Annotated in this window: 9 protein-coding genes and 1 pseudogene; 3 read left to right on the forward strand and 7 right to left on the reverse strand. The window is 61.9% G+C overall.

The genetic code is table 11. The annotated features are described in order from the left end of the window. The first annotated feature begins 119 nt into the window (after positions 1-119). Both BLP10_RS18645 and BLP10_RS18650 read left to right on the forward strand, forming a co-directional pair. Entirely contained in the window at positions 120-1,160 is a 1,041-nt protein-coding gene (locus BLP10_RS18645; protein WP_091138050.1) for an LLM class flavin-dependent oxidoreductase, read from the forward strand. A gap of 133 nt (positions 1,161-1,293) precedes the next feature. Beyond that, the gene (locus BLP10_RS18650; protein ID WP_091138053.1) at positions 1,294-2,337 is read left to right on the forward strand and encodes a synaptic vesicle VAT-1 family membrane protein; all 1,044 of its coding nucleotides are present in this window, start codon (positions 1,294-1,296) and stop codon (positions 2,335-2,337) included. A gap of 275 nt (positions 2,338-2,612) precedes the next feature. On the opposite strand, the gene htpG is transcribed toward BLP10_RS18650, so the two are convergent. The 4 genes and pseudogenes from htpG to BLP10_RS18675 all read right to left on the reverse strand — a co-directional run bounded on the left by htpG (position 2,613) and on the right by BLP10_RS18675 (position 7,797). Beyond that, the gene (htpG, locus tag BLP10_RS18655) at positions 2,613-4,505 is read right to left on the reverse strand and encodes a molecular chaperone HtpG (RefSeq protein ID WP_091138055.1); all 1,893 of its coding nucleotides are present in this window, start codon (positions 4,503-4,505) and stop codon (positions 2,613-2,615) included. Between the two features lie 201 nt (positions 4,506-4,706). After that, positions 4,707-5,411: pseudogene (locus tag BLP10_RS18665) on the reverse strand (IS6 family transposase). Positions 5,412-5,527: 116 nt separating this feature from the next. Continuing rightward, complete coding sequence (locus BLP10_RS18670) at positions 5,528-6,634, reverse strand: CaiB/BaiF CoA transferase family protein (protein ID WP_091138060.1); 1,107 nt, start codon at positions 6,632-6,634, stop codon at positions 5,528-5,530. Beyond that, positions 6,634-7,797 (reverse strand): acyl-CoA dehydrogenase family protein, encoded by a 1,164-nt coding sequence (locus BLP10_RS18675; protein ID WP_091138062.1) that lies wholly within the window; start codon positions 7,795-7,797, stop codon positions 6,634-6,636. Before BLP10_RS18675 ends, BLP10_RS18670 begins: the two co-directional genes overlap by 1 nt. A gap of 343 nt (positions 7,798-8,140) precedes the next feature. Between BLP10_RS18675 and BLP10_RS18680 the strand changes: the two genes are divergently transcribed. Beyond that, the gene (locus BLP10_RS18680) at positions 8,141-9,652 is read left to right on the forward strand and encodes a fumarate hydratase (RefSeq protein ID WP_091138064.1); all 1,512 of its coding nucleotides are present in this window, start codon (positions 8,141-8,143) and stop codon (positions 9,650-9,652) included. Between the two features lie 133 nt (positions 9,653-9,785). Here the strand turns inward: BLP10_RS18680 and BLP10_RS18685 are convergent, their stop codons facing one another. From BLP10_RS18685 to BLP10_RS18695, 3 genes are read right to left on the reverse strand one after another with little or no spacing between them, the layout of a single operon-like run. Further along, complete coding sequence (locus BLP10_RS18685; RefSeq protein ID WP_091138066.1) at positions 9,786-10,628, reverse strand: HTD2 family dehydratase; 843 nt, start codon at positions 10,626-10,628, stop codon at positions 9,786-9,788. A gap of 11 nt (positions 10,629-10,639) precedes the next feature. Further along, positions 10,640-11,995 (reverse strand): MmgE/PrpD family protein, encoded by a 1,356-nt coding sequence (locus BLP10_RS18690; protein WP_091138068.1) that lies wholly within the window; start codon positions 11,993-11,995, stop codon positions 10,640-10,642. A gap of 3 nt (positions 11,996-11,998) precedes the next feature. After that, complete coding sequence (locus BLP10_RS18695) at positions 11,999-12,817, reverse strand: HpcH/HpaI aldolase/citrate lyase family protein (RefSeq protein WP_091138071.1); 819 nt, start codon at positions 12,815-12,817, stop codon at positions 11,999-12,001. Positions 12,818-13,105: the final 288 nt, after the last annotated feature.

Raw genomic sequence — 13,105 nt, forward strand, 5'->3', positions numbered from 1 at the left:
ACTCTCTTCATGCGAAGCTCTACCGCTCAGGGCAGCAGCTGGGTTGCCGTTTGAGGGGCGGCCGGGTTCATGTTAGCGGGATAATGGCGCAACCGAAGACTTGCAGAAGGACCATTCTGATGGAAATCGGACTCTACACCTTCGGTGACGTAGGCGCCGATCCCGTCACGGGGCGGCGCGTCAGCCCGGCCGAGCGCCTGCGCCACCTTGTGGAGGAGATCGTCCTCGCCGATCAGGTGGGCCTCGATGTATTCGGTCTCGGCGAGCATCACCGGCCCGATTATGCAGCGTCCGCACCGGCCGTCGCGCTGGCCGCGGCGGCGACGCAGACCAACCACATCCGGCTGACCAGCGCCGTGACGGTGCTGAGCTCCGACGACCCGATCCGGGTGTTCCAGCAATTCGCCACCCTCGACAATCTCAGCCTAGGACGCGCCGAGATCATGGCCGGGCGCGGCTCCTTCATCGAGTCGTTCCCGCTCTTCGGTTACGATCTCGACGACTACGACACGCTCTTTGCCGAGAAGCTGCAGCTTCTCATGCGGCTCAACGACGGTGAGCGCGTCAGCTGGCCGGGCGGGCAGCATACGCCGCAGATTGCGGATCGGGGCGTCTACCCGCGGCCCTTCCAGGAGAGGCTTCCGATCTGGATCGCCGTGGGCGGGACGCCCCAGTCCGTCGCACGGGCAGGGGTACTCGCCCTGCCGTTGGCGCTGGCCATCATCGGTGGCGAGCCAGCCCGTTTCGCGCCCCTGTTCGATCTTTACCGGCAGGCGGCGCAGCGCGCGGGTCACGATCCCGCAAGCCTGAAGACATCCATCAACGTGCACGGCTTCGTCGCCGATACTACCCAGGAGGCGGCCGACACCTTCTATGCGCCGCAGGCGGAGGTGATGAACCGGATCGGGCGGGAGCGCGGCTGGCCGCCGACGAACCGGGCCCAGTTCGACACGGCCCGGGGGCCGCGCGGGGCGCTGTTCGTCGGAAGCCCTGCCGAGGTCACGGACAAGATCCTCGCGGCGCATGAGATCTTCCAGTTCGATCGCTTCCTGATCCAGATGGCGATCGGCGTCCTGGACCATGCCACGCTGATGCGGGCGATCGAAATCCTGGGGACGAGGGTTGCGCCGGAGGTGCGTAAGGCGCTCGCCTCAGGGTGAGGACCCCGTTGGGCGGCTCTCCGGATCAGGCGATCATCCAAGCCACGCATTAACAAGGCTCAATCGTCTGTCCCGGAGTGCTCATATCCCAGCGCCTACGCAGGTCATGGCGGATGATGGACGTTCAGAGTTGATGCACAAGGTGGTCATTTACAGAGCCGGAGGGTACGAGCAGTTGAAGCTCGAAACCCACCCAGCGCCGAAACCGGGCGATCGCCAGATCCTGATCCGTACCGAGGCGGTGGGCGTGAACTACGCCGACATCTGCGTGCGTTGGGGCGTGTATGAGTCTGCCCGCCGGTTCGTGGGCTGGCCGATCACGCCAGGCTTTGAATATGCCGGCCGGGTGGAGGAGGTCGGCCGTGACGTCACTCACGTGAAGCCCAACGATCCGGTGTTCGGGATCACATTCTTCAACGGTTATTCCACCCATGTCTGTACGGAGGCCGATCTTGTTTGGCCCAAACCCGAAGCGCTGGACTTTGAGGCTGCTGCAGGCTTTCTCGTCGTCCACCTCACGGCCTATCATGGCCTGCTGCAGAACGTGGTGATCCGGCCCGGCATGAGGGTGCTCGTGCATTCGGCCGGCGGTGGCGTGGGCTCGGCGCTCGTCCAGCTGTGTAAGCTGCACGATCTGCACGTGACCGGCGTGGTGGGAGCCAGCCACAAGGTCGCGTATGTGCGCCAACTCGGCGCGGATGCCATCATCGACAAGTCCACTCAACCGCTCTGGAATGAAGCCAAGCGCCAGTGCCCTGATGGCTATGATCTGATCTTCGATGCGAACGGCCCCGAAACCCTGGCGCAGGGCTTTGCGCACCTGCGGCCGACGGGAAAGCTGCTGGTCTACGGCTTTCACACCCTGCTGCCTAAGCAAGGTGGGCGCATCAAGTATCTCAAGGCGGCGTTAGGCATGCTCAGGATGCCACGGTTCAATCCGCTATCGATGACGACCGAGAACAAAGGGGTGGTGGCATTCAACCTGTCATTTCTTTTCGGCCGCACCGACCTTCTGCAGGCTGCCGTAAAGGACCTGACAGCCTGGGTGGAAGCGGGGAGCATTGCCGTGCCGAAGGTCCGTTCCTTTGCGCTGGGGGACGTGGCTCAGGCTCATCGAGCCCTGGAGTCGGGCGAGACCACGGGCAAGCTTGTCCTGCGAACGGCGCCATCCTCATGAGTGGCGCTCTCCCATTGCACCTGACGCCGTCGAACAAGCGCTCGCCAGACTTAACCGGCTCTTGCACAGGAAAGACCTTTTCCCGAAGTGATCTCCAGACATGGTGGGCGCATCGCCCGATGCCTTCCATCCCAAATGATGAACCGATATCGGGCTTAGGGTTCTCTGGGAGATCGCCCTGACGGACAAGGCCAGACCATCGGTCAGGTCCGGGACGGGATGCAGCGAGCACCGACCGTATCCCGCCAGCCACCGAAAGCTATGTCAGGGGAGCCTTACGGCACGCATCGCCGCATCACCCGCGCCAGACGTTGCGAGAACGCCTTCGTGTCGGCCGGCAATTCTCCATCCAGGATCCGCGCCTCGTCCAACAGCAGGTGGGCGGCGTCTTCACGGAGCGCTTGCTGATCCTCGCCCAGGTTGCCCAGGGCTACGACGAGTTCATGGCGCGGATTGATCTCCAGAATGGGTTTAGCCGCGGACGTCAACTGACCTGCGCGGGCGAGAAGCCGCTCGAGTTGGCGATCCATGCCGGTCTCGGACGCCACGAGGCAGACAGCGCTTTCCGTCAGCCGCTCCGAGGCGCGCACATCAGCGACGGCCTCCCCAAGGGTCGCTTTCACGGATTGGATGAACTGCGTCACCGCTTCTGGTGTCGGCGCACCCGCGTTTTCCTGGGTCTCGGTCAGCGGGATCGGCGCAAGGTCCGCGGCGCCCTGGGTGACCGACTTGAACGGCTTGCCCTCGTAGTCGACGCCGGCCGTGACCCAGAAGCTGTCGACCGGATCAGGCAGCAGCAGCACCTCGATGCCGCGGGCTCGGAAGCCCTCAAGCTGCGGCGAGGCCTTGAGCCGGGCGAGATCCATTCCCGTCACATAGTAAATCGCGGTCTGGTTCTCCTTGAATGCGCTGACATAATCCTTGAGCGAGCGCCACCCGTCGCCCGACGCGGTGGTCTTGAACCGGGCCAAGCCCAACAGGGCCTGGCGCCGCTCGAAGTCCTCGTAGAGGCCTTCCTTCAGCACCGGTCCGAAGGTCTCCCACACCTTGGTGTAGGCTTGCGGCTCGTTCTGCGCGAGCTTCTCAAGCTCGCTCAAGATCCGGCTGGTCACACCCTTCTTGATCGCCGCGAGGAGCGGGCTTTCCTGGATCATCTCGCGCGAGACGTTGAGCGGAAGGTCAGCCGAATCGACGAGCCCGCGCACGAAGCGCAGGTAGCGCGGCAGAATATCCGCTTCGTCGGTGATGAAGACCCGCTTGACGTAAAGCTTCATCCGTCCGTGGCGTTCAGGATCGAACAGGTCAAACGGTGTGGAGCCCGGAACGAAGGCAAGCGCTGTGTATTCGTGGCGCCCCTCGGCCCGGAAATGCACCGTCAGGGCCGGCTCGTCGAACTGGCCGGCCACGCTGCGGTAGAAATCGGTGTACTCCTCAGGCTTGATCTCGGAGCGCGGCTTCACCCAGAGAGCGGCGCCGTCGGCGACCTCCTGCGGCTCCGCCCCGGGCTTTTCGACAATGGCGATCGGCACCGGAACATGGCCGGACTGCTCCTTGACGATACGCTCGAGCCGGTAACGCTCCGTGTAGGACCTTGCCTCCTCCATCAGGTGTAGGATGACCCGGGTGCCGCGGGCGGGGGCCTCATCCAACGCGATCGGCGCAACTGTATAGGAGCCCTTGCCGTCGGACGACCAGATCGTGGCCTCCTCACTGCCGGCGCGGCGTGAGACGACCTCGACCCGGTCAGCCACCATGAAGGCCGAGTAGAAGCCGACGCCGAACTGCCCGATGAGCTGGGCTCCTTCGCCGCCTTGGGCAGCCTGGATTCGCTCCATGAATGCCTTTGTGCCCGAGCGTGCAATAGTGCCGAGCGCCTCGATCATCTCGTCCCGACTTAAGCCGATGCCGTTGTCCTCAACCGTCAAGCGGCGGTTGTCGGGATCGATCAGCAGCGTGATCCGGGCCTTAGGATCATCGTCGAGCAGTGCGGGATGGGAGATCGCCTCGTAGCGCAGCTTCTCGCAGGCATCGGCCGCGTTCGAGACCAACTCGCGCAGGAAGACGTCCTTGTCGGAATAGACCGAGTGCACCATCAGGTGCAGCAACTTGGCGACATCGGCCTCAAAAGTGTGGCTCTCAAGGGAGGGAGTGGTGTCAGCAGTCGTCATGGCGTGAGATAAACCTTGTTGCTCCGGCAGGCGACGAGATGGCCGTGAACGGCCAAGATTTCAAGGCTTGAGAACAACCCCGCATGCGTTAGCACCATCTGAGAGAGGGTTGCCGGATAGCGTGCCAAGCGGAACCGCTCGAAGGAGCTCAGTCGCGAATCTGGAGCAGGGGTGAGAAAGGAGCAGGTCTTCATGACACGCTCATGCGGCGAGCCGATCAAACTGCTCCGCAAGGGGCGGCTGTCGATTGCAGGCATACTCGCCTGTTGCTTGCGCATCATGTGGACCAGCTCGTCTCCACTGAGGATCACACGGGCCGTGACCGCGGACTGGAACCCAATCATGGATCGGACCCGGCGCTTGATGGCGCGATGATCCTGCTCGCTACGATGATTGAGGTAGGCACATTGCCGGATGCGAATAGGCTTCAGATCACGCTGTGTTCTATCCTGGAGCCGGTCTGCGGTATCACACAACAGGATCGCTTCGCGGTTCGTCTGGCTGCCGGCGATCACGATCCGCTCAGGCCGGCCATGCCGCTTGAGAGCCTTGCGCAGAAACCGCTAGGCGGCAGGCAGGTTGCGCCGCTCATTGAACCGAAACTCAACCGTGCCGCCATGGCTGTCGATCGCGCGGTACAAACACATCCACCGCCCGCGGACCTTGATGTATGTCTCGTCGACATGCCACTTGCCGGTCACGGCTCGCTTGCGGGTATTGAGGCGCTTCAGAAGTTCGGGCGAGTACCGGACAATCCATCTGTGGATCGTGGCGTGATCGACGAAGATGCCACGCTCGGCCATCATCTCCCTAGTTTCGGAGGCTGAGGCCATAAGCGAGGGACCACCGGATGCAGAGCAGGATCACCGATCGATCAAAATGCCTGCCCTTGAATACCCCGTCCACCACTACTGTGACAGAGGTCTCAGCAGCTGGGATTCTGAAATAAAACGTTCGTGACGGATCCACGGCTGAACGCTTCGGTCTCAAGCCCGAGCGGCTGTCAGTGGAACCGCTCCGGGTCATGCCGTCCGGACCGGCACGGGCGGAACCGCGCCATATCTGCGGGTATCGTCCGAGAAGATGGGTGCAGGCGCGGGGTAGGAGACAGGCCCGTTCGGCGTATCCACTGTAATGCGGCGCAGTTGCGGGTGCGACGAAAGCAGCGCCATGTCATTCATTGAAGCGAATGCAATATCGGCCTTGATGAGCTTTTCGACGGCCTCTTCGCCCGTCATGGCTGCGAAGGCGTCGGCCACGGCACCGTCGGTGGCAGACCGGTTCTCGACGCGGGCCACGTTGGTTGCGTATTTGGGATCATGTCCCAACTCGGGACGGCCGATGAACTCGGCTGCCAATTTCACCCATTCCCGATCACTCTGGATCGAGATCAGGATCTGGCGATCATCCTTGCAGGTGAAGACGCCATAGGGGGAGATGGAGGGATGGGCGAGGCCCAGGCGTTTCGGCGGCTTGCCGCCTTCCTGCTGGAGAAGCGGGACCGTCAGCCAATCTGCCATGACGTCGAACATTGAGATCGAGATCTGCGCCCCGTTGCCAGTGATCCCGCGGCGGATCAGCGCCTCGAGGATGGCGGCGTGAGCAGTGGCCCCAGTTGCAATATCGACAATCGAAATTCCCACGCGCGACGGCCCTTCCGGCCCGCCCGTGATGGAGCAGAGACCAGTCTCGGCCTGGATCAGCAGATCGTAGGCCTTGCGGTCGGCCATGGGGCCGGTTTCACCATAGCCCGAGATCGAGCAGACGATCAGCCTTGGATATTCCGTCGCCAGATGCTCGAAGCTGAAGCCGAGGCGTTCGAGCGCGCCGGGCTTGAGGTTCTGGATCAGCACATCCGCCCCAGCCAGCAACTCGGCGAACATGGCCTTGTCCTCGGGCTTGGTCAGATCGGCCGCAACGGATTCCTTTCCGCGATTCAGCCAGACAAAATAGCTCGACTGGCCTTTGGCGACATCATCGTACCCACGGGCGAAGTCACCGCCCGGACGCTCGATCTTGATGACCCGCGCTCCGGCATCCGCCAGACGGGACGAGACGAAGGGCGCGGCCACCGCCTGTTCAAGAGCGACGACCGTCAGTCCGTTGAGCGGAAGGGATGCCTGTGCCATCAGAACGACCTCGGCAGGCCGAGCACGTGCTCGGCGACATAGCTCAGGATGAGGTTGGTCGAGATCGGAGCCACCTGATAGAGGCGCGTTTCGCGGAACTTGCGCTCGACATCGTATTCGCAGGCAAAGCCGAACCCGCCGTGGAACTGGATGCATGCATTGGCGGCTTCCCAGCTGGCTTTCGCAGCAAGATATTTCGCCATGTTTGCCTGCGCACCGCAGGCCTGCTTCGTGTCATAGAGGCGGCACGCCTCGAAGCGCATGAGATTGGCCGCTTCGAGCTCGATGAAGGCCTCTGCAATGGGGAACTGCACGCCCTGATTCTGGCCGATCGGACGACCGAAGACGACGCGCTCCTTGGCGTATTGCACGACCTTGTCGGTGAACCAGTAGCCATCGCCAATGCATTCCGCCGCAATCAGGACGCGCTCGGCATTGAGGCCGGTCAAGATGTATTTGAAACCCTGGCCCTCCTCGCCGATCAGGTTCTCTGCGGGGATCTCAAGATTGTCGAAGAAGAGCTCGTTGGTCTCGTGGTTCACCATGTTCAGGATCGGACGGACCTGCATCCCGCTCTTCATGGCTCCCTTGATGTCGACGATGAAGATCGACAGCCCCTCGGATTTTTTCTTCACTTCCGAGAGAGGCGTGGTGCGGGCCAGAAGGATCATCAGATCCGAATGCTGCACGCGGCTGATCCAGACCTTCTGGCCGTTGATGACATACCGGTCGCCCTTCTTGACGGCAGTCGTCTTGATCTTGGTCGTGTCGGTGCCAGTGGTTGGCTCGGTCACGGCCATCGATTGTAGGCGCAGTTCGCCCGTGGCGATCTTCGGGAGATAGCGCTGGCGCTGCTCTTCCGAGCCGTGACGCACGAGCGTGTTCATGTTGTACATCTGTCCGTGGCAGGCGCCCGAATTGCCACCCGCACGGTTGATCTCTTCCATGATCACCGAAGCCTCGGCCAGGCCGAGGCCCGAGCCGCCGTATTCCTCGGGGATCAGGGCCGCCATCCAACCCGCCTTGGTCAGCGCGTCCACGAATTCCTCGGGGTAGCCGCGGGCCTCGTCGATCTTGCGGTGATACTCGGCGGGAAATTGCGAGCAGAGGGCGCGCACGGCGTCCCGGATGTCTTGGTGCCGGTCGGCGATAGATTGTGTCATGGAGAATCTGCAGTTCTGAACCTTGAGCGGGGCAGCTTGGTATTCAGGGAAATTTTCGGATGGGTCGATACAAGTCAAATATACACTTTTACTATCGCATATAGCTTTATTATATCGCGGACGTCAGGCTGGCTTCACCTATTCCGAAAGCGCACAGCCAAGATTGTTCCACGAGGGACAGGTCCGGTATTGCGCGTTAGGATCCGAAGGATGGCGGAAGCATGGACCATGACGTTCGATGGGGTTCAGAACATCAAGCTATGGCCTCTAGAATTTATTGCTTATTGAAATTCAGCTTGCCCTTGGCCAAGGTCGTGCCGAGAAGCCAGCAAAGGGTCCTGCCATGGATATAAGAGGGGATGACATCGTCGAAAGCGTGTATCGAGCAGCGCAGTTCATCTCCTATTTCCATCCGGCCGACTACATTCGCCACCTGAGTGCGGCATACGCGCGCGAGGAAAGCCCTGCAGCGAAAGCCGCGATAGCGCAGATCCTGCGCAATTCGCGCATGGCGGCCTATGGGCGCCGCCCGATCTGCCAGGATACGGGCATGATCGTCGTCTTCGTGAAGCTCGGGATGGAAAGCCGCATCCTCTCTGATCGCCCGCTCGAGGATCTGATCAACGAGGGCGTGCGGCATGCCTATTTGGATAACGGAAATCCCCTGCGGGCGTCGATGGTGGCGGACCCTATCTTCGAACGGAGGAACACTCGTGACAACACGCCTGCGGTGGTCCACACCAAGTTGGTGCCCGGCCGCGGTCTTGATGTGACCATCGGAGCCAAGGGCGGTGGGTCAGAAAACAAGGTGCGCTTCACCACGCTGAACCCGGCAGCCTCGATCGAGGACTGGGTCCTGGCCACCATGGCGACGCTCGGTGCAGGCTGGTGCCCACCCGGCATGATCGGCCTTGGTGTAGGCGGCAGTTCCGAGAAGGCCATGCTTATTGCTAAGGAGGCATTGAACGAACCCATCGACATGCTCGAACTGCTCGAGCGCGGGCCGCAGAGCCCGATCGAAGAACTGCGTATCTCGCTGTACGAAAAGATCAACGCGCTTGGCATTGGAGCACAGGGGTTGGGCGGGATGACGACGGTTGTTGATGTGAAGATCGCGACCTATCCCACACATGCGGCCTCGAAACCCGTGGCACTTATCCCGCAATGCGCGGCAAACCGGCATGTGCATTTTCACCTCGACGGGAGTGGGCCGGCAGAGTTTGAACCTCCTGCGCTGAGCGATTGGCCCGAGATCCTCGAAGAGGAAAGCGGTACCGCCAGACGAGTCCATCTCAATGAGTTGACTCGCGGCGACATCAAGGAGTGGAAAGTAGGTGAGACGCTGCTCGTGACAGGGCGCATTCTCACGGGGCGGGACGCCGCCCATAAGCGCCTCGCCGACATGAAGGCCAGAGGCGAACGCTTCCCTGTCGAGTTCAAGGACCGGCTCATCTATTACGTGGGCCCCGTCGATGCCGTCGGCGATGAAGCCGTGGGCCCTGCAGGTCCCACCACCGCCACGCGGATGGACGGTTTTAGCGAGATGATGCTGGAAACCGGGCTCCTTGGCATGATCGGCAAGGCTGAGCGTGGTGACGCCACGGTCGAGGCATTGGCTCGTCACGGCGCAGTCTATCTGACGGCAACGGGAGGCGCGGCCTACCTCATCTCGAAATCGATCCGTTCCGCGACACTGCTGGCATTCGAAGACCTCGGCATGGAGGCGATTTACGAAATGGACGTGGTCGACATGCCGGTGACGGTTGCGGTCGATGCCACGGGCCAATCGATTCACAAGACCGGCCCTGAGCTCTGGCGGAAACGGATTGCAGAGGCGACGGCGAAGCAGGGGTAAGGCGAACTGTCCTGTATAGAATTCGCGATGACGGGAGCATCCTTCTGTCGTCATCGCCTCAAGTCTCAAAACTTTTCGCAGAGTTTTGCCAGGGCTGAGCCAGCTTCCTTGTTGGAAGAAGCCCGCTGGCGGCTTATTCCGTGCTAGCCTGCATGGTCATGACGCCATCGCCATTCCCCACCCAGAGCTTGAGCGAAGCGCCTTCGGCCTTGCCATTCACGGTGAAGACTGAACCGTCGAAAAGTGGGGAGGCGCCACGGAACGTGAAGCGCGCCGGGAAGGCATCGCCGTTCATCTGACGGGCCATGCGCAGGAGGAAGTTCGCCTGTAGCGGGCCATGCACGATCAGGCCCGGATAGAATTCTTCTTTGATACAATACTCGCGATCGTAATGGATGCGATGGCCGTTGAAGGTCACTGCGGAATAGCGCGCGAGGAGCACCGGCGTTCCCTCAACTTCGAGCGTCCGGTCCGGCGCGGGAAGATCGACCTTCGGCGGCTGCCCGCCCGAGGGCGCTTCAAGCGCACGGTAAACGATGTCATGGCGCTCCTGCAGCACGAGGCCTGCGCTGGTGTGATACTCGTGATCGACCGCCACGAAGCAGAGCGTGCCTGTGCGGCCCATCTTCACCGTCACATCGGAGATGCGCGACATCCGCTTGACCTCGTCACCCACGTGGAACTCACCAGAGAAGCGCAGGTCGCCGCCGGCCCACATGCGGCGCGGCAACGGAACGGGCGGCAGGAAGCCGCCTCGCGCGGGGTGGCCATCCGGTCCTAGCCCCGACATGGGCGCGATATCGGGCGACAGGCACCAGTGAATGCCCACGGGCGCCAGATCGCCGACTTTCAGATCGCAATGCTCATCCAGGACCGCAGCCAGCGAATTCGCGAGACGAGGCGTGATGACATCCTCGCTAACACGCTCGGCCCCGATCCAGCCTTTCAGATGATCGACATCAAGTTCCAAGCTCATCGTCTTCTCCTTCAGCCGAAATATCCCTTCAGGCTCTCGGCGCGGCCCAGGGCCGCAAGTCTGTCCAGCATGGGCTCGGTCCTCGCGTTCAGGCAGGGACCAGCCAGAGCACGGAATTTTTCGATCGAAGCCTCTGGGCTCGGGAAAGTTTCAGGCTCGCCCGAGGGATCGGCGATCCGCAGGTCATACTCCTGTCCTCTGGCGCGGACCTTTAGCGTGGCGCCGAAAGGATGGCGCAATCCTTCAAGGCTCTCATCGCAGATCACGTCGACCTTGTCGGCGAGTTCGTCGATCTGCGGCTTGCCCAGAAGATCGTAATCATCCCAGCCAAAGCGATCGCGGGTCAGGGCGACGGCTGCCGCGAAAGGCATCGAGAACTGCCCTTCGACGACACTGCGCGCGCGGCGCTTCTCGGCGAGCGGCGCTCCCACGAGAGTGATGCCATTGCGGTGGAGGCCCACGGTGATGCTCTCGATATCTGCAACGGTCCAACCATGCTCGCGCTTCAATACCAGAAGCCCATCGACGGCGGCATGGGTATAGCGACAGGCAGGGAAAGGCTTGACGCCGATCTTCATCGTCTCCCAGATCTCTCCCAGGCCGGCGATGGCCTTGGCCGGATCGGCGCCGTCGCTGTAGCCCCTCAGGAAACCATGCTTTCCATCGATGGCATCGGCCGAGCCGTGAAAGCCTTCGAGCGCGAGTGTTGCCGCGATCAGCCCCTTCATCGCGGACTCGCCCACTTGGTAGCGCTTGTTCCAGGCACCATTCACTAGGAACTGGAGCGAGCCCGAGGCCTGGCTTGCCGCGACACCGAAGGCCGAGCACATCTGATCGACGGTGAGTCCCAGAAGGCGGCCCGCAGCGGCTGCCGCTCCGAAGGTCCCCGCCGTCGCCGTCGGATGGAATCCGCGAGCGTAATGTGCGGTCGGATCAAGCGCATTGCCCAGGCGGCAGCAGATCTCGAAGCCCACGACGACCGCGGCGAGAAAATCGGCGCCAGATGCACCGGTCATCTCGGCGGCCGCAAGAGCCGCGGGGACGACGGGAGCTGACGGATGAAGCGAGCTGTCGGAATGCGTGTCGTCGAAATCGAGCGAGTGGCCGAAGGTGCCGTTCAACAGGGCGGCAGCCGCCGGCGCATAGCGGCGCGAAAGGCCGAAGACCGAGCATTCTCCGGGCGCATCGAGCCCCATCCGGGCAAGCATCTTCAGCACCGAAGGAGTCGAATCCGACTCGTTCGCCGCCCGGATGATCGAGCCGATCAGATCGCTTGCCAAAGCAAGGGCACGAGCGGGAACTTCAGGGGGCAGGCTTTCGGTTTTTGTCTCGACCGCGAATGTCGCGAGGGTGCGGGTCACGCTCATGCTTCAGACTTCCTTTCCTGCCCTTAGATAGATCTGGCGTGCTTTGATGATGACAGGGGCATCGACCATGGCCCCATTCACTTTGATCGCGGCAGCTCCCGATGCGGCGGCTTCGAGCACGCGGGCCGCCCAATCGATCTCGGCCTCGGTCGGCATGAAGCCTTCACGGGCAGGGGCGATCTGGGCCGGGTGGATCAGGAGCTTTCCGCCAAAACCCAGTTCCATCGCATATCTGCTGTCGGAGGTGATAACAGCCGCATCCTTGATGTCCGTGGTCACACCGTCGATCGGCGCAGGCTTTTCGGAACAGCGCGAAGCTAGGGCGATCTGGGAACGAGCGAAAAGAAGCGCCTCGCGGGTATGACCGATGTTCAGATCGGCCGCGAAATCGATCGAGCCAAAGGCGATGCGATCAGCGGCTTCAGCAATCTCGAAGATGTTTCTCAGTCCCCACGCACTTTCCACCAGCGCGATTACCGGCAGACTCGAAGCTTGGCTTGCAGCCAGAATATCGTCGGCCGTTTGAGCCTTGGGCAAAATGATCCCTGCGAGCGGCAGCTTCGACGCCGTGGCCAGATCATCCTCCGCCCATTCCACATCAATGGAGTTCACCCGCAGAAGAACCGGCAGCGCTCCGAGATTGGCTTCAGCCAGCGCTCCGGCCAGACCCTCCCGGGCCGCCACCTTGTTGTCCGTCGCCACCGCATCTTCGAGGTCGACAATGATGGCATCGGGACCAGCGGCTGCGGCTTTGGCGAAACGCTCCGGTCGGTCACCGGGGACGAAAAGCGGCAAAGTGAACGCGGGGAGACGGCTCGCCATGAAATATTCCTGTTCTGAATTCGCCCAGAAGATGAAAGGCCGAAGGGCATAAGGGAAATATTCAATTGGTTTTGCGGGTATAGAAAAAATCTATCCACAGCGCCCGTCGCTTCATTCCGCCGAGGCTCAGGAACCTGTCCTTATCGTCCCATGGGAATACAGGCGGGGGAGGTCGTATCGGTAGTCACCCCATTCTTGCCCTGATCCAGGCCGGTCCTGTCATTGCGCTATAACCTTCGTGCATGGTATCCGGCGCTTAGTCATACATTAAATTTATGCTGGGAGGCT

It is taken from the genome of Microvirga guangxiensis, from assembly GCF_900102135.1.
GTDB classification, from domain to species: Bacteria; Pseudomonadota; Alphaproteobacteria; order Rhizobiales; family Beijerinckiaceae; genus Microvirga; species Microvirga guangxiensis.